Genomic DNA, 25,940 nt, shown 5'->3' with positions numbered 1-25,940 from the left:
TTTACTCTGGATACAACCCTTATCGTTAACGTTTTTCGCGAGCACCCTCGCCCCTGCCCGAGACGTGTATGACCGCCATTCACATCAAATTCCCCGCGCTGACGCTCAAGGCCGGCACGCGCGCCTTCACTCGTATTCGCGAGCAAGGCCTTGCGCCTGCTGACGTTGGCATCCTTCCCGGCGCGGCCGGCGGCCCCAAGGCCCTGGGCATTCAGGGCCTTGACCTGGCGCTGTTCGGCGACTGGCTGGCGCGTGCGCCTCGGGAGCGCGCGCTGATCGGTGCGTCCATCGGTTCCTGGCGATTTGCCAGCGCTTGCCTGCCCGACCCGGTGCAAGGCTTGCTCGACCTGGGCCGCCTGTATAACGAGCAGCGTTTTGCCAAAGGCGTGACCATGACCGAAGTCAGCCAGAGCTGTGAGCGCATGCTCGACGACCTGCTGGCCGGCCGCGATGCACAGGTGCTGGACAACCCCGACTATCGCCTGAACATCATGGTGGTGAAAAGCCATGGCCTGCTCGCCGATGACCACCGAGGCCGGCTGGGCCTGGGCCTGTCCTCGGTGATCGCCGATAACCTGCGCGGCCGCGCGCGGTTGTCGCGGCATTTCGAACGCCTGATCGTCCACGACCCCCGCCAGGCGCCCCCGGTGCACCCGCTGAAGGATTTTCCGTCGCGCTTCCTTGCACTGGAAATGAGCAACCTGCGCCAGGCGCTGCTGGCGTCCGGCTCGATTCCCATGGTGATGCAGGGCGTACGCGACCTGCCTGGTGCAGGCGCCGGAACCTACCGCGACGGCGGCTTGTTGGACTACCACCTCGACCTGCCCTACTGCGGCGACGATATCGTGTTGTACCCGCACTTTACCGACCGGGTCATTCCGGGCTGGTTCGACAAAGGCCTGCCATGGCGGCGCAGCAATCCACAGGGTTTGCAGGATGTCTTGCTGCTGGCACCGTCCAGGGACTACCTGGCCCGCCTGCCTCACGGCAAATTGCCGGACCGTAGCGACTTCAAGCGCTTCATGGGCGACGACAAAAGTCGCAACAAATACTGGCAGACGGCAATGAGCGAGAGTCGGCGGTTGGGCGACGAGTTTCTGCAGCTGGCGGACAACGGTGGACTGGGCGAGCGTTTGCAAGCACTTTGACCCAGCGGTATGCGCGGCGACGGGTCAAGCTGTTAAACTCGCCGCCTGCCAGATACCTGACCGAGCTGAAAATACCGTGGAAATCTTCAAAGAGTTTACGTTCGAATCCGCCCACCGCCTGCCCCATGTCCCCGACGGCCATAAATGCGGACGCCTGCACGGGCATTCGTTCAAGGTGGCGATCCACTTGAGCGGCGACCTGGATCCCCATACCGGCTGGATTCGCGACTTCTCGGAAATCAAGGCGATTTTCAAGCCGCTCTACGAGCGTCTCGACCACAACTACCTCAACGACATCCCCGGCCTGGAAAACCCCACCAGCGAAGTGCTGGCCAAGTGGATCTGGACTGAATTGAAACCCTTGCTGCCGGAACTCAGCGCGATTCGCATCCATGAGACGTGCACCAGCGGATGTATCTATCGCGGCGAGTAAGTCCTGGACTGTTGAAAAAACCACCTGCGGGTGGTTTTTTTATGCCTGCCCTCGACTGATCCGATTTGTATCACGGCTGCACCGCTTTCGCGCTTGATGGGCCAGCAGTTCCCCTTGCGCCGACGACTTCCCTGCCATTGGCTATAACTACCGGGCGCCCCAGGGCGCATGCATCCGCGCCGCCGTTTTGGCACGCACGGTGCAACAGGCCTGCGTCATTATCCAGGGAGCAAGGCACATGACCCAGCAAGAATCCGGTAACGATTACCCGCTCAGCGAAGTGCCCCTGCATGCGCGCAAGGGCCTGGCCTCCACGGCCATGGTGCTGCTGGGGTTCACATTTTTTACGGCGACCATGTTTGCCGGCGGCAAGCTGGGGGTGGCCTTCAGCTTTATCGACATGCTCGGCGTTGTGGCCCTGGGTAACCTGCTGCTGGGTATCTACGCCGCGGGCCTGGGCTACATCGCCTTCAGGAGCGGTTTGAACTCGGTATTGATGGGGCGTTTCTGCTTTGGTGAAATCGGCAGCAAGCTCAGTGACCTGATCCTCGGGTTCACCCAGATCGGCTGGTATGCCTGGGGCACCGCCACGGCCGCCGTGGTGCTGGGCAAGTATTTTGAATTGAGCCAGGGCAGCGTATTGGCATTGATGGTGGTGTTTGGCCTGGTGTTCTGTGCCACGGCATACGTGGGGTATCGCGGGCTGGAAATCCTGTCTTACATCGCGGTGCCCGCCATGGGCATTCTGCTGGTGCTGTCGATGTGGGTCGCGACCGTAAAGGTTGGCGGGCTGGACGGCCTGCTGGCGGTGGTGCCGACCGCCGAGCTGGACCTGTCCACGGCGATCACCCTGGTGTTCGGCACCTTTGTCAGCGGCGCAACCCAGGCCACCAACTGGACGCGGTTTTCTCGCTCGGCCAAGGTCGCGGTACTGGCCAGCCTGATCGGCTTTTTTATCGGCAACGGCCTGATGGTGTTGATCGGAGCCTACGGCGCAATCGTTTATCAGCAGCCTGACGTAGTGGAAGTCTTGCTGCTGCAGGGTTTCGCCATGGCGGCGATGGCCATGCTGCTGCTCAATATCTGGAGCACTCAGGACAACACCATCTACAACTTCGCCGTCGCCGGCTGCAACCTGCTGCGCACCCGGCGGCGCAAAACCGTGACCCTGGCCGGTGCAGTGATCGGCACCCTGCTCGCCTTGCTGGGCATGTACGACATGCTCGTGCCGTACCTGATTCTGTTGGGCACGGTGATCCCGCCGATTGGCGGGGTGATCATGGCGGACTTCTTCTACCGTTATCGCGGCCAATACCCACGCCTGGCGGATGCCCGCCTGCCCGCGTTCAATTGGCCCGGGCTGGCGGCGTACGCGGTGGGCACGCTGTTGGCGTTCAACTCACCCTGGGTTGCACCGCTGGTGGGGATCGCTGCCGCGTCACTCACCTACATGCTGCTCATTGCTTTACTGCGCGTGCGCGAACCTCTGGCAGACGCCCCTGCATGAGCCTGAGCACTGCCAATGGTAACCTGATGGCCGCCTGATTGAATTTAGCCAAGAGGAACTTGCCCATGCACATCATCAATGCCCGCCTGCGCAACCGTGAAGGCCTGCATGATCTGCACCTGGAACATGGCCGGATCGCCAGCATCACTGCACAAACAAGCATTCCGACCTTAATGACCGGCGACCTGGATGCCGCCGGCAATCTGGTGATCCCGCCCTTCGTCGAACCGCACATTCACCTGGACGCCACCCTTACCGCCGGCGAACCACGCTGGAACATGAGCGGCACCCTGTTCGAAGGCATCGAATGCTGGGGGGAACGCAAAGCCACCATCACGGAGGAAGACACCAAAACCCGCGCCAAAAAAACCATCCAGGCCCTCGCCGCCCACGGTATCCAGCATGTGCGCACCCACGTCGACGTGACCGACCCGGACCTCACCGCGCTCAAAGCCATGCTGCAAGTGCGCGAAGAAAGCTCGCACCTGATCGACCTGCAAATCGTTGCCTTTCCCCAGGAAGGCATCGAGTCTTTCCGCAATGGCCGTGAGTTGATGGAAGAAGCCATTCGCCTGGGCGCCGACGTCATCGGCGGCATCCCCCACTTCGAGTACACCCGCGATCAAGGGGTGAGTTCGGTGAAGTTCCTCATGGACCTGGCCGAACGCACCGGCTGCCTGGTGGATGTCCACTGCGACGAAACCGACGACCCGCACTCACGCTTTCTCGAAGTGCTGGCCGAGGAAGCACGCAGCCGCGACATGGGTGCTCGCGTCACCGCCAGCCACACCACGGCCATGGGCTCCTACGACAACGCCTACTGCGCCAAACTGTTTCGCCTGCTGGGTCACTCCGGCATCAGCTTCGTCTCCTGCCCCACCGAAAGTATCCACTTGCAAGGCCGCTTTGACAGCTTCCCCAAACGCCGGGGCGTCACACGCGTCAACGAACTGCTCGAAGCCGGCATGAACGTGTGTTTCGGCCAGGACTCCATCGTCGACCCCTGGTACCCGTTGGGCAACGGCAACATCCTGCGCGTATTGGAAGCCGGTTTGCACATCTGCCATATGCTCGGCTACCGCAACCTGCAGAACGCCCTGGACCTGGTCACCGACAACAGCGCCAAGGCCATGGCCCTCGGCGACCGGTACGGCCTGGAACCCGGTCGACCGGCCAACCTGTTGGTCCTCTCTGCAGACAGTGATTATGAGGTGATTCGCAGCCAGGGCCTGCCGTTGTATTCGATCCGCAACGGCAAGGTGCTGATGAAACGTCAGCCGGCGCAGGTGGAGTTTGTGTAATGCACTGAGCTAGACGATCGCGTCGATGTCCAGTATTTGCGCTTTTCCCCGGTCGCTGTGGAGGGGTGACGGAACACTGGCCACCTGGGACAAGGCGCGGTTTTCCCGGTGAGTGAACCAGCGTTTGAGACCCAGTTGCAGATTGGCACTGTGGGCATGGCTACCGTACACATCGCGCGCATCGAGGCGGCGCCAGCGCAGGCTGGCCAGGCGCTCGCGACTGGTGTGCAAACGGTCGATCTCGGCGTTCAAGGCGTCGTTGTGCTCATGGCTACGGTCATTGGCCGGGCGCGAACGGGCAAGGTCGCGGCGTTTGGTCCTTAACTGCTCGCGCATGTCTGCGAGCGCGCTATCCACCAGCTCGAACTCCCTCGCGGTCACCAGAGGCTCCTGGCTCTCCAGGGTTTGCTGCCAGCGCCGCAATGTCGCCCAGGCTGCGGGAATATAGCTGGCGGTCATGAAGTGCTGGTTGGCCTGGAACAGTTGCCGCAACAGGTTGTCGCGGTCGGGCATGTCGCCGTGTAACTGCAGCGCTCGATTACAACCAGCCTCCTGGATCGACTCACAGCCAGGTTTCCACAACACCGAAGCGTGTGTGCCATCGGCAAGTCTAATCGGCATGAAGTGCTGCTGTTCACCATGGTGCTGGTAGGCACTCCCACCGACGCGTACCAGGCCAGCGGCAAACAACAAGCCGCCGGCGGTGGGGGCACTAAATAAGGTGACGGCGCCTGGCACCCAGAGTTTGGCAGTGGTGTTCATCCACGGCGCCGGCACACTGGGGACGGGATCATTGTGGTTGACGATGCGGTGATGGACCAGGGCGCGGGCGCCTGCGGTGAATTCGGAATCAGCGGCGCGGGGCGCACCGTAGGTATAGAGCAGGATGTTGTAGTTGGCGTCCGGGATGCGCCGCAGCCCTTCAGCGAGTAGCAAGGCAATCGCCCCGCCGAGGCTGTGGCCGCAGATGACAATTCGCTGCCCCATGTAGAATTGGTCAAGGTATTGCGTCACGAAACTGCGCATCGCTCGGTATGCCTGATAAAAACCTTCATGCGCCTTGCCGACACCGTCAGCGAAAGCCACTTGGTGGGCATTTGCATCGCGCAGCGCGTCGGCTCTGCTGAATGTGCCTCGCACAGATATCAGGACCACCTCATCGTGGTGAGTGATAAAAGCCTGGGTGTCGGTACCGTCTTTTTCGTCATCGAAAAAGTGCAAGCGCGCAGGGTGCTCCTGCTCCTCTTTCAGTTCCGGGCGATTTTGCGGGTACAACTCGGGATCGAAGGGCAGGATTTCAAAGCGTCTTGAATAAGGGACTTCTTCATACAGCGGATAAAAGCGCTGCTCTTGCTTCGGATCGATCCGCCAGGCTTCGTGATACCCCGACAGCTGCTCGGCGAACAGATTTCCAACGCTGGGGTCCTGCGGGAAGCCGACCTTATCCAAAGGGTTTATGGGTGGCTCCTGGCCGAAATCGCAGTAGCTCATCGCAGCAAACAATGCCAACTGATACAGGTTCAGGGCGCAGAAGCTGTCTTGCGTGGATAACATTGGGCGTAACGCCCGCAGTGGCCGCACTTCAAGAGCTGTGTGGTAGTTGGGGAACAATACAATACCCGCCAAGGTTGGCTCGGGCGGGCCAAATCCAAGTTCCGCCATCATTTTCAAAGCATGGCTTTTTGGGCGGTGGGCGCGTGGTTCTATCGGCGGCAAATGGGCGGCATGCCGGACTAAGTCACGGACTTCGACTTGATAGAACCGGTCGGCTTTCTGCCGTACAGGATTATTCTCGGTTCGCTGGCCATGAGTGTTGGAAAACCGCGTTTGTTCAGCGCGAAATTGAAGTTCCGTGATAGGGAGCGCATACGTACATCGGACCATCAACTCCTGGTACAGCTGCTCTACTCCCGAATAGGGATCGTCGAAGAAAAGCACAACTGGCCCGCAATAAATATTCTGCAGCTTCGCGAAACCTTCTTCGTTTAATCTACCTTCGTATCGTTGCCCGGTACTGTCGTGGACGGTGTACCGCAGGCCGCCATAAGTCGTCCCCACACCGAGTTCATCAACTAGACAAAAACTTACCCAGTGTCCTCGCAATGCACAGGCCGGTTTAATATCACTGAAAAAAGATTGCTTCCGTGCGTCCTGATTCATGAATTTTCTCCTTATTAATTACACGACGGGTAAACATCACAAATGCGACCATCCGGCATTTTTATAGGTTTGAAGTGGGTCGTATCGCCGTTGCAGAAAGCGTACATATCTTCGAAACTCTTGCCTCGGCAACGCTTCCATCCGCCTGGAACAGCTACCCATTTATTGTCAAAAGCAGGCTGTTCCTCATCGGTCACAGTCAACTCCATCCTGAGTGTTTTCCCTGGCAACTGATCGCGTTGTGCGACACCTCCTGGTCGCGCGTTTTGCAGTTGCCCCGTAGCGTCTATCGAACGGCACTGCAGAATCTTCCTGATTCCGTGAGCAGGACCTATCGTTCGAAACCACCACTGACACACCCCCTTTAACTGCTGAACCCCTGATGCCGGCATCCCGGGTGTCTCCAGGCGATCCCTAAAGGCAATGTGGGCATAATCCCCTCCGAAATCTGCGTTCCGCGTGCCCCATTTGGCATTGAAGTTGAATTCCACACTCGCCAATACCAAAGGACATCCTTCCACTCTTTCACTCAACGGCAACTCATAACTCACCCGGCTCGCTGAAGGCTTGTAGTCAGTAAAAAAGACTTTCCTCTCGGGCCTCTTGCCCCGACGCCGCGGCAGCGTGCAGATTTCACCCGGCGCAGGTCGGTAATTAGCCGCCGTTTTAAGTTCAAACTCGGCCGGCAAATCCACCTCCAGCGTAAAGCTATCCGCAGCCTTCCCCGCGCACCCCGTAAGCCACATCATTCCAACAGCCAGCACTGCACGTCCCATCCAGCTACTCATCCTTGAGCCCCTCCTTGCGCCACTGCTCCAGCACCCGCTCAAAATGCTGTCCCGGTGCCTCCCCCTCTAACGGTTGCCACCGAATGACACTGCCCCGAGTCGCCTCTTCCAACCGGCCCACCACCAGAAACTCAAGTTGCTCGGGCAAACGCCATTGCCAGCTTCGGGCCTGCTCCAATACTTGGGCCAGCCAGATCCTGGGGTCGTGAAACTCCACCAGAGCAGCCAGGTCTTCACTGTGCTCGGCCAGCAGGTAGCGCAGGATATTGGCCTGCAGAATGGTCGCGGTCTGAGGGTTGGGCGCCTGCAACCAGGGCGCGGGATCGGGGACCGCATACTCGCCCGGCGCGGGATTGTCGCGGCTGCACCAGCGGCCTTCATGCCAGTAACACACGCTGGTCAGCGGGCCCAAGTAGATGGGCCATTGTTCTGCCGGCAGATACGCCATGGCACGGGCCAGGGTGCGGTTGTCGTGAAAACGGTACAGGGCCTTTTCGTCTTCTGGCCCGACCAGCAGTCGCTCACGCCAATGTCGGATCACAACACCCAGGTCATCGCTGGGTAAACTGCCCAGCCATCCCCGGTTTGCCTCCGGACTTTGCAGATGATTGACCAGCGCAGGCTCCCCTATCTGCTCCAACATCAGCATTACGGGGCCCCTGCTCGCCAGGCCGGCTGCCGCTGTTTCCCCATAGAGCTGGCAATACTGCGAGGGGTCGCGAGCCGCCATCAGCGACTGGCAGTTCTCATTATTTGCTTCGAGCATGAGGCATAAACGACGCCCCGCCTGTTGTTGCTGCGCCATCCATTGATAAGCCAAGTCTTGCATCATGCGGCTCTCCCGGCGAAATCGCATTGGCCTTCGCGACAACGCTCGCAGATCGGGCAAAAATCCGCGTCCAGTTGGCGGGCCATGTCCATGATGAGGCCCTGCACAACAGAGACTTCAGGCGTAGCCGCAACAGACGCTGGGCTGGCCGACCTTGCAGCGGATGGCGCGCCACCGACGGTGATGGGCCGGCTGCTGAAAATCCCGCCGGCCTGAATCTGCAAATGCTCGCCGCCGGCCTTGAAACTCAACTGCGCGCCTGCATCGATGACAAGGCTGGCACCCGCCTTCAGGTGAATCTGTTGACCGGCTTCGATCACCATGACCTGTGCCACCTGGGTGTAGCTATCGCCTTGCACGGCCAGATGGTCGTTTGCCGTCAGCGCAATACTGCGGTCGCCGGTGATGTGGCGCTGCTCTCCGCTCTCAAGACGCACCGTGCTCAAGCCTCGGATGATTTCACTGCGCTCACCAGACACCTCCAAACGGCTGTCATGGCCCACCTGCTGCTCCAGGTCACGCTGGGCGCGCAGGTAGATCAGCTCCTCGCCACGGCGGTCTTCAAGATGCAGCTCGTTGCTGCCCGCGCCCCCGGGGACGCTGCGACTGCGCAACACGCTGCGGGTCTTGTGCTGCGGCAGGGAATAAGCCGGCATCTGCGACGCATTGGGCAGGCAACCGTTGATCAATGGCCGGTCCGGATCGCCCTCCAGGAAGGTCACCAACACCTCCATGCCCACCCGTGGAATCATCATGGCGCCAAACCCGGCACCGGCCCACCCGGAGGCAACCCTTACCCAACAGCTGCTCTTGTCATCCGTCTGGTCCAGGCGATCCCAATGAAACCGCACCTTCACTCGACCATAGGCATCGCAGTGCACCTCTTCATCCGCAGGCCCTGTAACAGTCGCCGTTTGGCTGCCGTTGATGGACGGCTTGGGATGTTTGAGCGGGGGTCGATGCACCGCACGCCAGGGGGTCGCAATGAAGCGGTTGCGATACCCGACGAAGGTGTCCGTATCGACTACCACTTCCTCCAGCACCTGCGGCTGATAGCCTTCGTGACGCACCGAGGTGATCAGCCACAGGTCGTTGCAGACCGGATCCGGATGGCCTTGCAACTCAAGAAAATGGCCACTGCGCAACAGGGGCTGGTCGCTCTTGCCTGACGCGCAATGGCGGTCGGATTGATGTCGCTCCAGGCTGCGACGCGCCAGTTGCGCCCCCCGTGCATGGCCGGTGAAACCGGCTGGATAACGGTAGTCTTCAAGCGCCGCGTCCGGTACACCGCCGGCGGTATCCTGCAACCGCAGCGACGGGTGTTCGAAGTCATGGTCGCGGCGCACCGTTCGCCGGCTGCGGGTTTGCAGGCGTACATCGAAGCGGTAAATACCCTTCGTTGCGGCCAGTGGATCGATCGTCGAGCAATATCGCTGCATCGGCAGGCGCTGAAATACGGTTTGATCATCCCCGAACACCAGCAGATGACCGTCGACACTATGGCGGAAGTGGTAATGGATACCCTCCTCCTCGCACAAGCGCTGGATGAAGTGCAGGTCCGTTTCCGCATACTGCACGCAAAAGAGCCGAAGCGGATAAACCACCGGGCCGAGCTCGAAGGCGTAGGCATCTGCCAGGATGCCGTGCTGTTCAAGAACGCTGGCAATCATCTGCGGCACGCTACGCTGCTGGAAAACCCGCTGGTCGCGGCGATGGGCAAGGCAGGCCAGGCGGGGCGCGAGGGTAAGGTGATAACGGGTGAGCCGGGCACCCGGAGCATCGCGGCCGATGGTATAGACCAACCCGTGCAGGCCTTGCTCCGTTTCGCCCAGGTACAGATAGACCGGCTGATGAAGCAACGCCTCCAGATCCAGGTCAGGGCTTTCGCTGACGAATTGCACCTGGATGAAATACGGTTGATCAAGACACTCACTGCCGTTGAAAGCGAGTACCTGCAAGTGGGCAGTGACGCCTTGGATCATTAATTTGAAACGTGACGAAACAAACGCATCAACCATCCGTTGTTACCCGCCAATCCATAACTCGCTGATTAAAAGCTCTCCTCGTTGACTGCCGAATACTGGCCGAGAAAAAGCGCCTGAACGCCTTGAAGCTTAGCGATCTCAGGGAAAATTCGGCCCTTGGAAAATAAAAAAGAAGTTTCGTACGACAAGGTTGGAAGTGTCTTTTACAAAATAAGAAATTCGTTTAATAAACAAATTATCAACAATAAGAAAATTCTTACTTCGACACTTCCAAATAGAACTACCCATTAAGGAAATAGCTGACCCACATCACCATGGCAATTACTTACGCCAGTGAATGCGCGGTCCCGAAAAGACTGACGCTCGACAACGTTTCAGCTTCAACCCGCAAACGTACTGGCGCCGTGCCGCCCGGCATCACCACCGCCACCTCCCCGGCGCCGACCCAACCTGCTCGCCATGCCGCACAGGCCACCGCGCTGGCGCTGGTACCCGAAGACGCAGTAGGCCCTTCGCCGCGCTCGAACACCCGCGCGATTACCTGATTACCCGAAGCACGCGCGGCCCATTGCAAATTGACCCCCGCGACACAGGGACGACCGCTGCCCACAGGCGGAGCGAAGGCGATCGCTTGCAATCGCTCAAACAGTGCCAATTGATGCATGGCGAGATAGGAGGGCAATGCCGCCATCTGCTCGACAAGTGTTACGCAATGGGGATTGCCCACCCGCACGAACTGGCTTCTATCCCATTGCGGGTCTATCGCCGCCAACGCGGCCACGTGACTGAACTCACCCTGCTGCGCCACACCGCTATCCACTCCCGCACCGGCTGCCGATGGGCCGAAACCCGGTTGCCCCAGGTCCAGCCAAAAGCCCTCGACCTGCTGGTACACCGCAGGCTCCACCCGCGTGACCACCGGTGAAACTGCATCCGCTTTATCGTGATGCACCCGCAACTCGCAGCCTTCTGACATAACGCCTTGGTCGGTCAATGCCTGGGCAAAGATGGTTAACCCGTTGCCACTGCGCTCGGCGAGGCTACCGTCAGTATTGACGATCAATAGATCGAAAGGTGGCGCAGCCTGAAACGGCCCAACCAGCAACCCGTCGCAGCGATGAGCCTTGGCACCGGGCGCCGGCGACACCGCTCCCCACCCGCATTCGGCAGCGATGGCCGATGCGCTCCATGCCTGGCGCGCACTCGCGGCAAGGTCGGCGCCGTCGGGCAGGTCAACACCCCGGCGACGTAAATAATCGGGGCTGACTACCCCATAGATATTGCCGCGCGCGTCATAGAACCGAGTCACGCTGTAAGCTGCTTGAAAAAAGTCATCGGTCTGTTCGTCGGTAGCCTGAAAGAGAGAGCAACAGCGTATTACAGAACGCCCACTTCTACACACGCGACACCTTCAGGTTGGAAATACCGTCACGGGCCGCTCGCTAATCCCAAGGGAACCCGGCTCGCCCGACGAGGCCTGATGTGCAAGGATGTCACGCCGGACATCGTTCGTTGAACGCAACACCAAGGATTATTCATGACTGCCATCCCCACTTCCGCCCCCGTGGTTCCCGGGCGGCTGGAGCAAATGTCGACCCGTATCGCTTTTTTCATCGCTGGCTTCGGCATCGCGGCCTGGGCACCGTTGGTGCCGTACGCCAAGGCGCGCGCGCAACTCAACGAAGGCACACTTGGCCTGTTGCTATTGTGCCTGGGGGTAGGATCGATCCTCGCCATGCCCGTGGCCGGGGTGTTGGCGTCACGCTTTGGCTGCCGGCGCGTGTTGACCGCCGGCACGGTCTTGATTTGCCTGGCGTTGCCGATGCTGGCCACCGTCAGTTCGATTCCGCTGCTGATGGCAGGGTTGTTCCTGTTTGGCGCAGGGCTGGGCACGGTGGATTCGACGGTCAACCTGCAAGCGGTGATCGTTGAACGCGCCAGCGGGAAAACCATGATGTCGGGCTTCCACGGGTTGTTCAGCCTGGGTGGGATCGTCGGTGCGGCGGGGGTCTCCGGCTTGCTGGGGCTGGGCTTGTCGCCGCTGCAGGCAACCCTGGTGGTGATCGTCATCATGGCAGTGGCACTGCTCAAGGCCAGGCCGCATCTGCTCCCCTATGGCAGTGAAAGCTCAGGGCCGGCGTTTGCCATTCCTCATGGCGTGGTGCTGTTTATCGGCTGCTTGTGTTTCATCGTTTTCCTGGCCGAAGGCGCAGTACTGGACTGGAGCGCGGTGTTCCTCAGTGCCGAACGCGGCCTGGACGAAGCTTATGCGGGCCTCGGCTACGCGGCATTCGCCCTGACCATGACCGCCGGGCGCTTGACCGGTGACGTGATTGTGCGGCGCCTGGGCGCTACCTGGGTGATCGTGGCCGGTGGCACGTTGGCAGCGGCCGGTGTGTTTCTGGCCACGCTGTCCCCCGCCTGGGAAATGGCGCTGCTTGGATATGCGCTGGTGGGCGCCGGCTGCTCCAATATCGTCCCGGTGCTTTATACCGCCGTGGGCAAACAGAAGGTGATGCCGGAACATATTGCCGTGCCCGCCATCACCACGCTGGGCTATGCGGGCATATTGGCCGGGCCGGCAGTGATCGGTTTCATTGCCCATGCCAGCAGCGTGGCAACCGCGTTCCTGCTGATCGGTGGGTTGCTGGCAGCGGTGGCGATCAGCGGCAGGATAGTGCGTGTATAAACGCTCGCCAGTATGAGCGGCCTGATTATCCACCCGCTCATACCTGCGACGCCTTCAGTTACCCTTTTCTTTCTTATCGTTTTCCAACCATCGATCGATGCTGTAGTTCTTCAACCAGCCATCAATGTTGTGGCTCCCAAAAATATTGGTGCCGTTCGCTTTGTTGCTGTCCAGGGAGTCGAGCAATCCTGGTCGCTCAACAATGTTCTTGGCGACGTATACCTGCTGCTCGCTGTATTTTTTCTTGGGGAACCCAGTCGCCGGATCCCGTACGACATTACCGTTCTTGTCGGTCTCGTCAGGATCTTTGCTCATTTCGATCAGTGTGTCTGTCTTGACGTATCGGTGCTTCTCGAAAAAGAAGGTGTAGTCTTCGGATTTATCCCGCAGTTGATCAAACATGCCCCTGAACGCTTGCACGACTTGTGCATTGGTTTTCGAATGAAATGGATCCACACTTTGGGTATTGGGGTTGGTGTTGCCAACGACCAGGTCAGATGCATTGGCCAGGCTTTCAGGCGTGATTTTACCGCCATCGACTAGAATCGCCTCGTTGAGCCTGGGACGATTGAGTATCTCCCTGGCCAACATGATGGTGCGTTCAGAGACGCTGCTTTTGTGCACGTCTTCAGCGGCAATTTGTTGCAGTCCGCTCTGGGTCAGGTGGCCATCTTTCTTGAACTTATCCAGCATGGAAAAGTTGTTATTCAGATCTGTCGCCAGCAGGCGGTCGTCCGAACTGATATAGGGATTTCCCACCTTTGACATTCCGCCATACAACCCTTGGCCGTCAAAATGCCGGCTGGCGCCATTGACCATCAAGCTGTTGGGGGCAAAACTCGAGGTCGTTCCGAGCGGCTGCTGGGTTCCCAACGCCTTGTCCACGACGCTGAGCCGCGCGTAACCACCACCGGCTGGAGCGGGCGCCTGATTCGCACCGGCAGTCCAATTCTGCAGATGCGGTAATCCAGAGCCTGAAGTATTTATCCCATTAGTCATGTTGATTCCCACCTTATTTAGATTGCATTACTTGGACCTCGAGTGCTCCGTCTTCAAAAGCGCTGTGACGGTCAGCGCGAGGCAAGTATCGAATATGTGGCAACCTAAAAATAATGGTTCCGGCAAGCCGCCAGCCTGCTCCCGGTAAACCTTGAACATTTGTAACCAGCCAGCGACGTCAGTGGGTTGACTGTCATTGACGGCGTGACAATTTGCTCCACAGCGCTTCGAGCAATGACACTGCTGACCGAGGCGCCGGCCCTTCCTCTACGGCTCGCGAGCCCCTATCGAAGTCTTCAGTCGTAGGCGCCTTGAAACTGAACTTGGGTGACGACGTGAGATTGAGCCCCTTTGCTTGAGATGAGCCCAGGCCGTGTAGCGTAGTTGCCGGAGCGGGCAGGTTTGCAACAGCGTACTGGGAGTGAGATTGGCGAGGTTCAAATGATGTCGAATTCATAGGCCATTACCTGTTCCAGTAAACGAAGGCATCCATGGGTCACACCAATGGATGCTTTCTTCGTGGTAAATACTTGCAAATGGTTCCAGCATCACTGCGGAGCGATTTCCTGGCCAAGTATCTACCAACCGATGCGACGCATTGGGCCAGGTATTAGCGCAGGAGCCGATACAGGTCGTCCCGGGTGATCTTGCCATCGCGCAGGAACCCGAAGACGTTATCCATCGAGCCCTTCAACTCAGAACGCGCCATGACTTCTCGCGATAGCTGGGTAATGCTGTCGGTGGGTCCATGACCATAAAGCGGACGCGACGCAAACTTTGCGAAGGTGTTGACGTCGATGGCGTTTCTATCGGCGCTCCACCACGGCCCTTTCAACGCGTTGAAGTTATTCAAGACATTCTGGGCAAGTTGCCTGTCGTCTTGAAGCTTGAGTGGGTTCGACGAAAGAATGAATTTGCTGATGTCTTGTTTAGACAGGGATTTATCCTGAGCCCCCGTCCCATTATTTCGATCGAGGGCCTGCATCAGGCCCGGGCGCTTGAGCAATTCCCTGGCAAGCCTGATGTTCTCATCCACCTTCGAAAACCCGGTCAAGGGTCGACCTGCCATATTATTTATATGCTCAGGCGTGACGGTCGGTGCGTACCAGGGTTTGAACGCGTTGTAATTATTCAATAGCCCCTGAGCCAACACCTCGTTGCTCTGTTTTCCGTAAAGAGGATCCGGCAGGGTGGGGTTGGGACGTGGGGGCGGGCCTGGATTGAAGCCTGGCTTGCGCGACTGCGCTGCGCTGTCGAAAACCGGGCCGGACTGACTCGCCGACTGCTCGAAACTCGGGCCCGCCGCGCCCGCAGCCTTGGCCACCGGGCTGGGTTGTGCGTCTGCGCGAGTCTGCGCCAGGTTGTCAGTTGATGAGGCGAACGCTTGATTGGATGCGGATACCGACATGGGGTACTCCAGTGCTGATTTAGGGCGATACCTTGCTGCCGCAGCCTTGCCAACGATGGATGAATCGTGGCGCAGGTCTGCACCAGCAGGCCTTTGCTGTGTGGCAGAGCGATGGCAATAGGTTCCTCGACGTGTTGAAAACATCCAACTAGGGGTAGGAAGGAGGTCTTGCGTAACGAAGAGCGAACCGGGAAATTTCCCTGCCACGGCAACGCAAGTCGCCTTATGTCCATGACATCCATCCCCGGGCACGCCAACGCTCGTAGGTTCACTTGAGGATAAAGACGCGTCTACTGTCAGAAACTACAGTTGCATTGGTCCGCGACCCTTTCAAATGCACAGCGGCATGCTGAACTTCCATCACCGCGCATCAGTCAGCACAAAAGACTCTCATTAAACAGCGGGTGGGCGATGCAGATTTCCTTGCAGCAACAAGTGGCCCTGGTCACCGGTGCCAGCTCCGGCATCGGCGCCGGTGCGGCCAAGGCGTTGGCCGAAGCCGGCGCGGCCGTCGTACTTAACTACAACTCCCAGGCGGCACCGGCCGAAGCCCTCGCCGCGCAGATCAACGCCAACGGCGGCCGGGCGATTGCCATCGGTGGCGATGTATCGAAAGAAGCCGACGTCGAACGCCTGTTCGCCCAGACCCTCGATGCCTTCGGCCACCTGGATATCCTCGTGGCCAACTCCGGCCTGCAAAAAGACGCCAACCTGGTCGACATGAGCCTCGACGACTGGAACACCGTGATCGGCGTCAACCTCACCGGCCAATTTCTCTGCGCACGCGCCGCCGTGCGTATTTTCAACCGGCAAGGCGTGCGGGCTGGCGTGTCCCGCGCGGCCGGCAAGATCATTCATATGAGCTCGGTGCACCAATTGATTCCCTGGGCCGGGCATGCGAATTACGCAGCGTCCAAGGGCGGTGTGGAGATGCTGATGCGCACCCTCGCCCAGGAAGTCAGCGAGCAGCGCATTCGAATCAACGGGATTGCGCCAGGCGCGATTCGCACGGCAATCAACCGTGCGGCCACCGAAGGCGCGGCGCAAAAAGAGCTGCTCAAGTTGATTCCCTATGGCCGGGTCGGTGATGTGCAAGACGTGGCGAACGCAGTAGTGTGGCTGGCCAGCGACGCGTCCGATTACGTGGTCGGCAGCACGCTGTTCATCGATGGCGGCATGAGCCTTTATCCGGAGTTTCGTGGCAATGGTTGATTTGAAGAACGAGCCACAAAGCCCCATCGATGCGCACGGCATCATTGGCGACATGCGCAGCGCCGCGTTGGTGAATGACCAGGGCAGCATCGATTTTTTCTGCTGGCCGGAATTCGACAGCCCGTCGATTTTCTGTGCGTTGCTCGACACCCCCGACGCCGGCACCTTCCAGCTCACCCCGGACCTGCCCAATGCGCGCCGCGAGCAGATCTACCTGCCCGACACCAATGTGCTGCAGACCCGTTGGCTGAGCGATGCGGCGGTGGTGGAAGTCACCGATTTGCTGGCCGTCAGCGAAGAGGTCGACGACCTGCCGCTATTGATCCGCCGCGCGCGAGTGGTCAGCGGCACGGCGACATTCCACCTGCGCTGCGCCGTACGCCATGACTACGCCCGCGCCAACACGCACGCCACAGCCTGCGACACCGGCGTAGTGTTCAGCGCTGACGGCCAGCCTGGCCTGCGCCTGACCGGCAGCCACGCGCTGACGCTGGACGAGAATGTGGCGGTGGCCCGCTTCAGCCTGGCCCAGGACGAAAGCGCCGAATTCGTCCTCGGCGGCCAGGACGACCCGCGCGTGACGAATGCCTGCACCGACCTTTACCTGCAACGCACCTTGAAGTTCTGGCGCGGCTGGATCAGCCAATCGAACTACCGTGGGCGCTGGCGCGAAATGGTTAACCGCTCGGCCTTGGCGCTGAAGCTGCTGACCTCGCGCAAACAGGGCGCAATCATCGCCGCCGCCACCTTCGGCCTGCCGGAAAGCCCTGGCGGCGAGCGCAACTGGGACTACCGTTACACCTGGATCCGCGACGCCTCCTTTACCGTCTACGCCTTCATGCGCCTGGGCTTCATCGAGGAAGCCAATGCCTATATGCGCTGGCTCAGAGGACGGGTCAGCGACTGCTGCGGCCAAACCACCAAGATCAACATCCTGTACGGCATTGATGGCCGCCAGGAACTGCCGGAAACCACACTGGACCACTTGCGTGGTCATGGTGGCGCCCAGCCGGTGCGCGTGGGCAATGAAGCGTTCGACCAGATCCAGCTGGATATCTACGGCGAACTGATGGACGCGGTTTACCTGGTCAATAAATACGGCGAAGCGATTTCCCACCAAGGTTGGAAACACACCGTGGAAGTGGTCGACCAGGTCTGCGAAATCTGGAACCAGAAAGACGTCGGCATCTGGGAAATGCGCGGCGAGCAGCACCACTTCCTGCACTCGCGGCTGATGTGCTGGGTGGCCCTGGACCGCGCGATCCGCCTGGCCTCCAAGCGCTCACTACCGGCGCCGTTCGCGCGTTGGGACCAGACGCGCCAGGCCATCTATGCAGACATCTGGAGCAACTTCTGGAACGAAGAACGTGGGCATTTCGTGCAGCACATCAACAGCACTGCCCTTGACGGCTCGATGCTGTTGATGCCGCTGGTGCGCTTCGTTGCCGCGACTGATCCACGCTGGCTGTCGACACTGGAGGCGATCGAGAAAAGCCTGGTACGTGACGGCATGGTCTACCGCTACCGCAACGACGACAGCCAGATCGATGGGCTGCAAGGCACCGAAGGCGCGTTTACCGCATGTTCGTTCTGGTACGTCGAATGCCTGGCCCGCGCCGGGCAAGTGGAAAAAGCCCACCTGGAGTTCGAACAGTTGCTGCGCTACGCCAACCCGCTGGGGTTGTACGCCGAAGAGTTCGACAGCCAGGCCCGGCACCTGGGCAACACACCCCAGGCCTTGAGCCATTTGGCGTTGATCAGTGCGGCAACGTTTCTGGACCGTAAGCTCAGTGGGGAGAAAACCGTATGGCAACCCTGATACCACCTGCCCCGCTGCTGTATGTGCGCACGTCCATGCTCGATGTGGCTTACGAAACCCACGGCCCTGTCGATGGCGAGCCCGTCATCCTGCTGCATGGCTTTCCCTACGACCCGCGCAGCTACGACGAAATCGCGCCAGTACTGGCGCAGCGTGGCTACCGGGTGCTGGTGCCGTACCTGCGCGGCTATGGGCCTACGCGTTTTATCAACGATCAAGTCATGCGTTCCGGTCAGCAGGCAGCGCTGGCCAAGGACTTGCTGGACTTCATGGATGCGCTGGCCATTCCCTGCGCCACGCTCGCCGGTTATGACTGGGGTGGGCGCGCCGCGTGTATCGTCGCGGCGCTGTGGCCGGAACGGGTGCGTGGGTTGGTGAGCGCAGACGGCTACAACATTCAGGACATCGCCAAGTCTCCCAAGCCACGGGCGCCTGCTACAGAGCATCGGTTGTGGTACCAGTATTACTTTCACACCCAGCGCGGCGTGGACGGCCTGACCGCCAACCGCCGCGAACTGTGCCAGCTGTTGTGGGCGTTGTGGTCACCGTCGTGGGCGCGCGGGCCGAGCCTGTATGGGCACACCGCGCCATCGTTCGATAACCCGGATTTCGTGGAGGTGGTGATCCACTCCTATCGCCACCGCTTCGGGTATGCGCCGGGGGACCCTGGGCTGGAATTCATCGAGCAGGCATTGGCGCTGCAACCACCGATTTCGGTGCCGAGCATTTCCCTGTGCGGCGCCGATGACGGCGTGGGGCCGCCCCCGGAAGAGGACGACGATGTCGAGCACTTCAGCGGTTTTTATCGACGCCAGGTGTTGCCCGGCGTGGGCCACAATATTCCGCAAGAAGCGCCCGAGGCCACCCTGGCGGCGCTGCTGGAGTTGCTACACCGGTGAAAACCGCTCGCGATAGGCCTGAGGCGTTACCGACAAGGCCCGCAGGAAACTGCGCCGCAAGGTCTCTTCACAGCCAAACCCGCAGTTCACGGCGATGCGTTTGATCGCAATGCTGCTATCCGCCAACTGCCGGCGTGCGCTTTCGACCCGAATCAGCTCCACGGCCCGCGCCGGGGTCTGGCCGGTTTCGGCTCGGTAGTGGCGCACAAAGCTGCGCTCGCTCATGCCAGCCTGGGCGGCCAGGGTGGAAATACTCAGGTCCAACGCCAGGTTGTCGGCGATCCAGGCGTGTAACTCGGCAAAGCGGCTGTCGCTCTTTTGCAGGGACAAGGTCACGCTGAATTGCGATTGCCCGCCGGGACGCTTGAGAAACACCACCAACTGCCGTGCCACGTCCAAGGCGACGGCGCGGCCCAGGTCCTCCTCCACCAGGGCCAGGCACAGGTCGATACCAGCGGTCACGCCGGCCGAGGTCCACAGCGTGCCTTGCTGAATAAAGATCGGATTGGGCTCCACCGTCAGCGCCGGAAACTTGCGCGCCAGTTCCTCACAGCGCGTCCAGTGCGTAGCCACGCGGCATCCGTCGAGCAGGCCACTGGCGGCCAGCAGAAAAGCACCGGTGCAGACCGAGGCCATGCGCCGTGTGTGCCGCGATTTCTCGCGTACCCAGTGCACCAGCGCCGGGTCTTCGGCGGCACCGTAGACGCCCCAGCCACCGGCAATCACCAAGGTGTCACACGGCTGATCGACAGCGGGCAGCGGCTCGGCCACCAGCGCCAGGCCTGCGGAGGTCATCACCGGTTTGGCCTGGTCAGCGATCACATTCACCGCATAGGGCGCAGGCAAGCCTCGCTGGCGAGCCAGGTCATTGGCCGAGGCGAACACCTGCAGAGGCCCGGTGACATCGAGCACCTGGGCATTATCAAAAGCGAGCACATGAATGAGTCGGGGCATGATTGGCGTGATCTGTGGGTTCAATGGCGTATGCGCCAAAGCCTAGGCCTCTACAGTGAAGCCGTCCACCCTCTTGATTGGAGTTTCATTCATGACCTTGCACATCGGCTTCCTGTTATTCCCCGGCATCCAGCAACTGGACCTTACCGGCCCCTATGACGTGCTCGGTTCGCTGCCGGACGTGAAACTGCACCTGGTCTGGCAAGACCTGGCGCCGATCACCTCCAGCACCGGCCTGGTGTTCACGCCGACCATCACCTATGCCGACTGCCCGAAGCTGGACGTGCTGTGTGTGCCCGGCGGTGCCGGTGTCGGCGCACTGATGGAAGACCCCGCCACGCTGGACTTCCTTAAGGCCCAGGCGCACACCGTGCGCTACATGACCTCGGTGTGCACCGGTGCGCTGGTGCTGGGCGCGGCGGGTTTGCTGCGCGGCCGCAGAGCCACCACGCACTGGGCCTACCACGACTTGCTCGCGCCATTGGGCGCCATCCCGGTACAGGCGCGCGTGGTACGTGACGGCAACCTGTTTACCGGCGGTGGAATTACGGCGGGCATCGACTTTGCGCTGACCCTGGCGGCGGAGCTGTACAGCGAAGCGGCAGCGCAATTGGTGCAGCTGCAAATCGAATATGCGCCGGCCCCGCCGTTCGACGCGGGCCGCCCGGATACGGCGCCCAGGCACGTGCTGGAGGAAGCCAACAAGCGCACGGCAGAATCGCGCAGGGTGCGCGCAGAGATTGTTGCGCGGGCGGCGGCGCGCCTGGGTTGAATGGATTGTTCCCACGCTCTGCGTGGGAACGCCTCCTGGGACGCTCCGCGTCCCGCCAACTGCCCTCTTCCTGACCCCCCGCCAAAAAAAACCTTTTCCCGCCAAACAGGAAAATTCTGACATTTGTTCCTACACTCAAAATCACACCCAGATGCCCAAGTGCCAGCACTACGGCCGTCATAAAAATGGCACACAAAACTTCAATTAACATGCCTATAATACGATCTTCGCAGAATGGTCAACTTATTGACTGTGCCGTAAAAAGGAACTCCTTTAGCCACTAGCTCCGCAAAACTTCCTTCATTTGGATGGTTTCACTTGGATGAATGGTTGCGTTTTAACCAGATGTGGCCCGTTGACTGCTCCGTTGAACAGCTGCGGCGCAAACTTGGTGTGCAATGAGGGATGGTTGTATGCGCGAGAAATCATCAGTGGTCAGTTTGTTTCTGACCCGGGCCGGCTTCGTTGAGTTTTTTGTTGTTTTTGTCAAGTTGGTGCATGGCCTGACCGCCATTTTGCCACCGCTGGTCCTGGCTATTTTCCTCGACCCGATGGACGCCGAGATGCGCTCGCATTTCCTGGGGCTGCTGCTGTTTTTTGCGGTGTTGACGGTTATTTTGTTCCAGGCCCTGGGCATCTATTCCGAAGAGCTGTTCAGCAACCGCTTGCGCCTGCGCGCCAATATCGTGGCCTGGTCGTCGGCGTTCTGCATCCTGCTGTTCATGTACCAGATCCTGCAGGTGTTCCCGCAATTGAACCCGCGCAACCTGGTGGTGTGGTACTTCGCCAGCCTCGGGCTGTTCTGCCTGGAGCGCCTGGTGATGCTGCGCCTGTACCGCAACCTGATGCGCAAGGGCAAATTCCTGCAACGCACGGTGATCCTTGGCTTCACCGACACCGCCGTGCACGTCGCCGACCACCTGCAGCGCAATGGCGATATCCGCTCCGGCCTGATCGGTTTTATCGACGACCGCACCGAGCGCATTCCCAAGGAGCTGAGCAGCCTGCCGCTGTTGGGCAACACCCGCGACCTGGAAAAGCTGATCCGCGCCGAGCAGGTCAACCAAGTGATGATCTGCCTGCCGTGGGCCGCCGAGCAGCGTATCCACGGGCTGGTCAATCGCCTGCGGCAGATGTCGGTGAACGTGATGCTGGTGCCGGACATGGCCGCCCTGCGCTACGGCCACAGCCGCATTACCGACGTGGGCGGCATCTTGATGTTCAACACCTCGCAGTTACCGCTGCGCGGCTGGTCGCCCTTTATCAAGCGCTGCGAAGACCTGCTGCTGGCGAGCATCACCCTGGTGGTGCTGTCGCCGGTGATGCTGTTGACGGCGATCGCGATCAAGCTCGATTCCAAGGGCCCGGTGCTGTTTCGCCAGAACCGCTATGGCTATAACGACAATGAAATCCGCGTGTTCAAGTTCCGTTCGATGTTCACCGACCAGAGCGATTTCACCGCCGAACGCCAAACCACCCGCCAGGATCCGCGCATCACCCGAGTCGGGCGCATTATCCGCAAAACCAGCATCGACGAGCTGCCGCAGTTGTTCAACGTCCTGCAGGGCAACATGTCCATGGTAGGCCCCCGGCCCCACGCCACCGCCACCAAGGCGGCGGGCATTCCTTTCGAAGTGGCGGTCAGCGAATACAGCTCACGCCACCGGGTCAAGCCAGGCATCACCGGGTGGGCGCAAATCAACGGCTACCGGGGCGAAACCGACACCCTGTTCAAAATCCAGAAACGCGTCGAGTACGACCTGGAGTACATCTCCAAATGGTCGGTGTGGTTTGACTTGTACATCGTTTTCATGACGGTCCCGGCCGTCCTTTCCACCAAGGAAGTCTATTGATGAATACCCTCAACGGATTAATTCCCTGCATCATTTCCGGTGGTTCGGGCACGCGCTTGTGGCCGGTATCCCGGCAGAACATGCCCAAGCCGTTCATGCGCATGCGCGACGGCCAGAGCCTGCTGCAGAAAACCTTCCAGCGCGCCGCCCGCCTGCCCGGCGTGGAAAGCGTGCTCACGGTGACCAACCGCGACCTGCTGTTTCGCACCCTGGATGACTACCGTGGGGTCAACAAGGCCCACTTGCCCCTGGACCTGCTGCTCGAGCCCTTCGGGCGCAACACCGCAGCGGCGATCGCCGTGGCGGCGCTGCATGTGCAGGAACATTTCGGTGGCGACGCGCAACTTCTGGTAATGCCCGCCGACCATCTGGTGCTCAACGAGACCGCATTCGCCGACGCCGTGGCCCAGGCCCGCGAGCTGGCCGATGCCGGCTACCTGGTGACCTTCGGCATTCAACCCGACCACCCGGAGACCGGTTTCGGCTATATCGAAAAAGGCGAAGCGCTGCGCCTGGGCAACAGGGTCAAACGCTTTGTCGAAAAACCCGACTTGGCCACCGCCCAAGCCTACCTCGACGGCGGCAAACACCTGTGGAATGCCGGCATGTTCTGCTTCAAGGCCAGCACCCTGGTGGATGAACTGAACACCCACGCGCCCGACGTGCTGATCGCTGCGCGTGCCGCCCTTGAGCACAGCCAGCACCTGCAAAACAAAACCTCGCGCCAGCGCGAACTGGACAGTGACGCCTTCGGCAGCGCGCCGGACATTTCCATTGACGTGGCGCTGATGGAAAAGTCCACGCAAGTGGCCGTGGTGCCGTGCGACATCGGCTGGAGCGATATCGGCTCCTGGGAAGCCCTGCGCCAGCTCACCCCCAGCGATGCCCAGGGCAACCAGGTCAATGGCGAAGCGATTTTGCATGACGTGCACAACTGCTACATCGACTCGCCCAAGCGCGTGCTCGGTGCGGTCGGCGTGCGTGACCTGATCATCGTCGACACCCCCGACGCCCTGCTGATCGCCGACGCCCACCGCAGCCAGGACGTGCGCTACATCGTGGCCGAGCTCAAGCGCCAGAACCATCCGGCTTTCAGCCTGCACCGCACCGTCACCCGGCCGTGGGGCACCTACACCGTGCTGGAGGAAAGCACCCGCTTCAAGATCAAGCGCATTGTGGTCAAGCCGCAGGCGTCGTTGTCGCTGCAAATGCACCATCACCGCAGCGAACACTGGGTGGTGGTCAGCGGCGCGGCACAGATCACCAATGGCGAGCGCGAATTTCTGATCAACGCCAACGAATCCACCTACATCCCGGCGGGGCACAAACACCGCCTGACCAACCCCGGCATCATCGACCTGGTGATGATCGAGGTGCAGAGCGGCGAGTACCTGGGCGAAGACGATATCGTGCGCTTCGATGACATCTATGGGCGTGCGCCTGCCGAAGTGAAGCCGTGACATGCGCACCTCGCTGATCATCCCGACCCGTAACGCCGCAAGCCACCTGGCGCGGCTGCTGCCTGCGCTGAAGATGCAGACCCTGCAACCGGACGAGATGCTGGTGGTTGACAGCGCGTCCAGCGATGACACCGTGGCGCGCTTTCGCGAATACGGCGCGCGGGTCGAGGTGATCGACGCCCGCGCCTTCAACCACGGCGGCACGCGGCGTTGGGCCAGCGAACAGGTAAGCGGCGATGCCCTGATCGTCATGACCCAGGACGCCATTCCCGCCGCGCCCGAGACCTTCGCCAACCTGCTCGCTGAATTGCAGCAGGACCCGCTCAACGGCGTGGCCTATGGTCGCCAACTGCCGCACCCGGATGCCGGTGTGCTGGGCGCGCAGTCGCGCCACTTCAATTACCCGGCCGACAGCCGCAGCAAGCGCCTGGCCGATGCGCCGCAGCTGGGGATCAAGACCTGTTTCAGCTCCGACTCGTTTTCCGTTTACCGACGTAGCGCCCTGCAAGCCGTAGGTGGTTTCCCCGCCGATGTGATCGGCAGTGAAGACGCCTACGTCGCGGCGCGCATGCTGATCGAAGGCTACACCGTGCGCTACGCCGCCTCCGCGCAGGTGTACCACTCCCACGATTACCGACTCATGGACGAGTTTCACCGCTACTTCGACATTGGCGTGTTCTACGGTCGCGAACCCTGGATACGCCAGGCCTTTGGCGATGCCGGCGGTGAAGGTAAACGCTATGTACTGGCTGAACTCGCGGCATTGCGCGCAGCCGGTGCATTGCATCGCGTACCCGAAGTACTGGTGCGCAGCGCGTTCAAGTTGCTCGGCTATCGGCTGGGCCAGCAGGAACGCCGGCTACCCCTCGCCCTCAAGCGGCGCATCAGCATGTTCCCCGGTTATTGGAGGTGAGCATCATGACCTACAGGAAGTCCTATTTGATGAAACGAACCCTGCTCGTCCTGGCCATGATGGCCCTGGCCGCCTGCAATACCCCCGCGCGCATCGTCGCGCCTGACGGCAAGACCGTCGAGGACGGCAAGCGCGCCCTCGACCAACTGGCCCAACTGCCGCCGGCGGTGGAACGCATCCGCGTCGGCGATCAGTTGCGCATCGTGCGCGATGCCGGGGAAATGCCGACCCTGTCGGCGTTCAACGTCAGCACGATCTATGAGCTGACGCTGTACACGGTGCAAACCGACGGCAAGATCAACTACCCGTTCCTGGGCCCGATCCAGGTGGCCCGGCGCACCCCGTCCGAAGTAGCGAACGAGCTGAGCAGCAAGCTTGCGCCGGTGTATCGCGAGCCACGGGTGACGGTGAACATCAACCAGGCGCCGGGCAATTCGATCATCGTCGGCGGCGCGGTCAACAACCCGACCACGGTGCCGATCGCCTCGGCCAACACCCTGGAGCAAGCCATTGTCGGCGCTGGCGGGGTCAACCCGGCAGGCAATGCCAGCATGGTTGCGCTGCTGCGCGAAGATACCCAAGGCGTCTATCGCGCCTACTTCCTGGACTTCAGCCAATACCTCAAGACCGGGCCCAACGGGCGCAAACAAGTGCCCCTGCAACGCGGTGATGTGGTGTTCGTGCCCAAATCCAATGTGGGCGAGCGCATCCAGGGCGTGGATACCTACCTGAACCAGTTGATCCCATTCACCAAGTCGATCGGGGTTGGCTACAACTACACCCGAACCAGCGGCGGCAGTAACTAAAGGAG

General features: G+C 60.6%; 21 protein-coding genes. 13 read left to right on the top strand and 8 right to left on the bottom strand.

All coding sequences use genetic code 11. The features are described 5' to 3' along the window. The first annotated feature begins 68 nt into the window (after nucleotides 1-68). The 4 genes from C4J90_RS09190 to codA all read left to right on the top strand — a co-directional run bounded on the left by C4J90_RS09190 (nucleotide 69) and on the right by codA (nucleotide 4,389). Nucleotides 69-1,148: a patatin-like phospholipase family protein gene (locus tag C4J90_RS09190; protein ID WP_124362101.1), complete on the top strand. Its 1,080-nt coding sequence runs from the start codon at nucleotides 69-71 to the stop codon at nucleotides 1,146-1,148. A gap of 76 nt (nucleotides 1,149-1,224) precedes the next feature. Continuing rightward, nucleotides 1,225-1,581, top strand: a complete 357-nt coding sequence (queD, locus tag C4J90_RS09185) for a 6-carboxytetrahydropterin synthase QueD (protein ID WP_017736453.1) — start codon at nucleotides 1,225-1,227, stop codon at nucleotides 1,579-1,581. A gap of 238 nt (nucleotides 1,582-1,819) precedes the next feature. After that, nucleotides 1,820-3,088, top strand: coding sequence for a cytosine permease (gene codB / locus C4J90_RS09180; protein ID WP_124362100.1), 1,269 nt, complete (start codon nucleotides 1,820-1,822; stop codon nucleotides 3,086-3,088). 65 nt (nucleotides 3,089-3,153) lie between these two features. Then, a complete protein-coding gene (gene codA, locus C4J90_RS09175) occupies nucleotides 3,154-4,389 on the top strand; it encodes a cytosine deaminase (RefSeq protein ID WP_124366529.1) in 1,236 nt (411 codons plus the stop codon). A gap of 9 nt (nucleotides 4,390-4,398) precedes the next feature. Here codA and C4J90_RS09170 read toward each other — a convergent pair whose 3' ends face one another. The 5 genes from C4J90_RS09170 to C4J90_RS09150 form a co-directional block, all read right to left on the bottom strand. Then, a complete protein-coding gene (locus C4J90_RS09170; protein WP_124419665.1) occupies nucleotides 4,399-6,549 on the bottom strand; it encodes a lipase family protein in 2,151 nt (716 codons plus the stop codon). Between the two features lie 14 nt (nucleotides 6,550-6,563). Further along, a complete protein-coding gene (locus tag C4J90_RS09165) occupies nucleotides 6,564-7,337 on the bottom strand; it encodes a hypothetical protein (RefSeq protein ID WP_164488011.1) in 774 nt (257 codons plus the stop codon). Next, the gene (locus tag C4J90_RS09160; protein ID WP_124421195.1) at nucleotides 7,330-8,166 is read right to left on the bottom strand and encodes a DUF4123 domain-containing protein; all 837 of its coding nucleotides are present in this window, start codon (nucleotides 8,164-8,166) and stop codon (nucleotides 7,330-7,332) included. Before C4J90_RS09160 ends, C4J90_RS09165 begins: the two co-directional genes overlap by 8 nt. Beyond that, nucleotides 8,166-10,184 carry a type VI secretion system tip protein TssI/VgrG gene (gene tssI / locus C4J90_RS09155; protein ID WP_124419664.1) on the bottom strand — a complete coding sequence of 673 codons (2,019 nt, stop codon included), beginning with the start codon at nucleotides 10,182-10,184 and terminating at the stop codon, nucleotides 8,166-8,168. The genes C4J90_RS09160 and tssI overlap by 1 nt, the downstream gene beginning before the upstream one ends. Before the next feature lie 292 nt (nucleotides 10,185-10,476). After that, a complete protein-coding gene (locus C4J90_RS09150; protein WP_124419663.1) occupies nucleotides 10,477-11,460 on the bottom strand; it encodes a diaminopimelate epimerase in 984 nt (327 codons plus the stop codon). 228 nt (nucleotides 11,461-11,688) lie between these two features. Here C4J90_RS09150 and C4J90_RS09145 point away from each other — a divergent pair, with 228 nt between their 5' ends. Further along, the gene (locus C4J90_RS09145) at nucleotides 11,689-12,840 is read left to right on the top strand and encodes an MFS transporter (protein WP_124362094.1); all 1,152 of its coding nucleotides are present in this window, start codon (nucleotides 11,689-11,691) and stop codon (nucleotides 12,838-12,840) included. 54 nt (nucleotides 12,841-12,894) lie between these two features. On the opposite strand, the gene C4J90_RS09140 is transcribed toward C4J90_RS09145, so the two are convergent. Both C4J90_RS09140 and C4J90_RS27045 read right to left on the bottom strand, forming a co-directional pair. Next, complete coding sequence (locus tag C4J90_RS09140) at nucleotides 12,895-13,839, bottom strand: hypothetical protein (RefSeq protein ID WP_256658942.1); 945 nt, start codon at nucleotides 13,837-13,839, stop codon at nucleotides 12,895-12,897. A 610-nt stretch (nucleotides 13,840-14,449) separates the two neighbouring features. Further along, nucleotides 14,450-15,247 (bottom strand): hypothetical protein, encoded by a 798-nt coding sequence (locus tag C4J90_RS27045; RefSeq protein WP_256658941.1) that lies wholly within the window; start codon nucleotides 15,245-15,247, stop codon nucleotides 14,450-14,452. A 411-nt stretch (nucleotides 15,248-15,658) separates the two neighbouring features. Between C4J90_RS27045 and C4J90_RS09125 the strand changes: the two genes are divergently transcribed. Genes C4J90_RS09125 through C4J90_RS09115 form a run of 3 tightly spaced genes read left to right on the top strand, consistent with a single transcriptional unit; the run spans nucleotide 15,659 to nucleotide 19,177 of the window. Beyond that, the gene (locus C4J90_RS09125; RefSeq protein ID WP_124362092.1) at nucleotides 15,659-16,459 is read left to right on the top strand and encodes a glucose 1-dehydrogenase; all 801 of its coding nucleotides are present in this window, start codon (nucleotides 15,659-15,661) and stop codon (nucleotides 16,457-16,459) included. Then, on the top strand, nucleotides 16,452-18,278 hold the full coding sequence (locus C4J90_RS09120) for a glycoside hydrolase family 15 protein (RefSeq protein ID WP_124419661.1): 1,827 nt from the start codon (nucleotides 16,452-16,454) through the stop codon (nucleotides 18,276-18,278). The genes C4J90_RS09125 and C4J90_RS09120 overlap by 8 nt, the downstream gene beginning before the upstream one ends. Next, nucleotides 18,266-19,177, top strand: coding sequence for an alpha/beta fold hydrolase (locus tag C4J90_RS09115; protein WP_124419660.1), 912 nt, complete (start codon nucleotides 18,266-18,268; stop codon nucleotides 19,175-19,177). Before C4J90_RS09120 ends, C4J90_RS09115 begins: the two co-directional genes overlap by 13 nt. Here the strand turns inward: C4J90_RS09115 and C4J90_RS09110 are convergent. Further along, on the bottom strand, nucleotides 19,166-20,131 hold the full coding sequence (locus C4J90_RS09110; RefSeq protein WP_124419659.1) for a GlxA family transcriptional regulator: 966 nt from the start codon (nucleotides 20,129-20,131) through the stop codon (nucleotides 19,166-19,168). The two genes, C4J90_RS09115 and C4J90_RS09110, sit on opposite strands and share 12 nt — an antisense overlap. 91 nt (nucleotides 20,132-20,222) lie before the next feature. Here C4J90_RS09110 and C4J90_RS09105 point away from each other — a divergent pair, with 91 nt between their 5' ends. The 5 genes from C4J90_RS09105 (at nucleotide 20,223) to C4J90_RS09085 (ending at nucleotide 25,935) form a co-directional block, all read left to right on the top strand. Continuing rightward, nucleotides 20,223-20,903 (top strand): DJ-1/PfpI family protein, encoded by a 681-nt coding sequence (locus C4J90_RS09105; RefSeq protein WP_124419658.1) that lies wholly within the window; start codon nucleotides 20,223-20,225, stop codon nucleotides 20,901-20,903. A gap of 413 nt (nucleotides 20,904-21,316) precedes the next feature. Continuing rightward, entirely contained in the window at nucleotides 21,317-22,756 is a 1,440-nt protein-coding gene (locus C4J90_RS09100) for an undecaprenyl-phosphate glucose phosphotransferase (protein WP_124419657.1), read from the top strand. Continuing rightward, nucleotides 22,756-24,216: a mannose-1-phosphate guanylyltransferase/mannose-6-phosphate isomerase gene (locus C4J90_RS09095; protein WP_124419656.1), complete on the top strand. Its 1,461-nt coding sequence runs from the start codon at nucleotides 22,756-22,758 to the stop codon at nucleotides 24,214-24,216. The genes C4J90_RS09100 and C4J90_RS09095 overlap by 1 nt, the downstream gene beginning before the upstream one ends. Nucleotide 24,217: 1 nt before the next feature. Next, nucleotides 24,218-25,129, top strand: coding sequence for a glycosyltransferase family 2 protein (locus tag C4J90_RS09090; protein ID WP_124362085.1), 912 nt, complete (start codon nucleotides 24,218-24,220; stop codon nucleotides 25,127-25,129). A 29-nt stretch (nucleotides 25,130-25,158) separates the two neighbouring features. Further along, nucleotides 25,159-25,935: a polysaccharide biosynthesis/export family protein gene (locus C4J90_RS09085; protein ID WP_124419655.1), complete on the top strand. Its 777-nt coding sequence runs from the start codon at nucleotides 25,159-25,161 to the stop codon at nucleotides 25,933-25,935. Nucleotides 25,936-25,940 lie beyond the last annotated feature (5 nt).

It is taken from the genome of Pseudomonas sp. R2-60-08W (genome assembly GCF_003852335.1).
Classification (GTDB): domain Bacteria; phylum Pseudomonadota; class Gammaproteobacteria; order Pseudomonadales; family Pseudomonadaceae; genus Aquipseudomonas.
This window is presented reverse-complemented; position numbering and strand designations above follow the sequence as displayed.

What these genes read in the sequence shown, in the direction of transcription:
- C4J90_RS09100 (WP_124419657.1), top strand. Translation starts at nt 21,317, where the DNA reads ATGCGCGAGAAATCATCAGTGGTCAGTTTGTTTCTGACCCGGGCCGGC.
- codB (WP_124362100.1), top strand. Translation starts at nt 1,820, where the DNA reads ATGACCCAGCAAGAATCCGGTAACGATTACCCGCTCAGCGAAGTGCCC.
- tssI (WP_124419664.1), bottom strand. Translation starts at nt 10,184, where the DNA reads ATGGTTGATGCGTTTGTTTCGTCACGTTTCAAATTAATGATCCAAGGC.
- C4J90_RS09165 (WP_164488011.1), bottom strand. Translation starts at nt 7,337, where the DNA reads ATGAGTAGCTGGATGGGACGTGCAGTGCTGGCTGTTGGAATGATGTGG.
- C4J90_RS09090 (WP_124362085.1), top strand. Translation starts at nt 24,218, where the DNA reads ATGCGCACCTCGCTGATCATCCCGACCCGTAACGCCGCAAGCCACCTG.
- C4J90_RS09140 (WP_256658942.1), bottom strand. Translation starts at nt 13,839, where the DNA reads ATGACTAATGGGATAAATACTTCAGGCTCTGGATTACCGCATCTGCAG.
- C4J90_RS09160 (WP_124421195.1), bottom strand. Translation starts at nt 8,166, where the DNA reads ATGCAAGACTTGGCTTATCAATGGATGGCGCAGCAACAACAGGCGGGG.
- C4J90_RS09115 (WP_124419660.1), top strand. Translation starts at nt 18,266, where the DNA reads ATGGCAACCCTGATACCACCTGCCCCGCTGCTGTATGTGCGCACGTCC.
- C4J90_RS09145 (WP_124362094.1), top strand. Translation starts at nt 11,689, where the DNA reads ATGACTGCCATCCCCACTTCCGCCCCCGTGGTTCCCGGGCGGCTGGAG.
- C4J90_RS09125 (WP_124362092.1), top strand. Translation starts at nt 15,659, where the DNA reads ATGCAGATTTCCTTGCAGCAACAAGTGGCCCTGGTCACCGGTGCCAGC.
- C4J90_RS09085 (WP_124419655.1), top strand. Translation starts at nt 25,159, where the DNA reads ATGAAACGAACCCTGCTCGTCCTGGCCATGATGGCCCTGGCCGCCTGC.
- C4J90_RS09110 (WP_124419659.1), bottom strand. Translation starts at nt 20,131, where the DNA reads ATGCCCCGACTCATTCATGTGCTCGCTTTTGATAATGCCCAGGTGCTC.
- C4J90_RS09120 (WP_124419661.1), top strand. Translation starts at nt 16,452, where the DNA reads ATGGTTGATTTGAAGAACGAGCCACAAAGCCCCATCGATGCGCACGGC.
- C4J90_RS09105 (WP_124419658.1), top strand. Translation starts at nt 20,223, where the DNA reads ATGACCTTGCACATCGGCTTCCTGTTATTCCCCGGCATCCAGCAACTG.
- C4J90_RS27045 (WP_256658941.1), bottom strand. Translation starts at nt 15,247, where the DNA reads ATGTCGGTATCCGCATCCAATCAAGCGTTCGCCTCATCAACTGACAAC.
- C4J90_RS09170 (WP_124419665.1), bottom strand. Translation starts at nt 6,549, where the DNA reads ATGAATCAGGACGCACGGAAGCAATCTTTTTTCAGTGATATTAAACCG.
- C4J90_RS09190 (WP_124362101.1), top strand. Translation starts at nt 69, where the DNA reads ATGACCGCCATTCACATCAAATTCCCCGCGCTGACGCTCAAGGCCGGC.
- C4J90_RS09095 (WP_124419656.1), top strand. Translation starts at nt 22,756, where the DNA reads ATGAATACCCTCAACGGATTAATTCCCTGCATCATTTCCGGTGGTTCG.
- codA (WP_124366529.1), top strand. Translation starts at nt 3,154, where the DNA reads ATGCACATCATCAATGCCCGCCTGCGCAACCGTGAAGGCCTGCATGAT.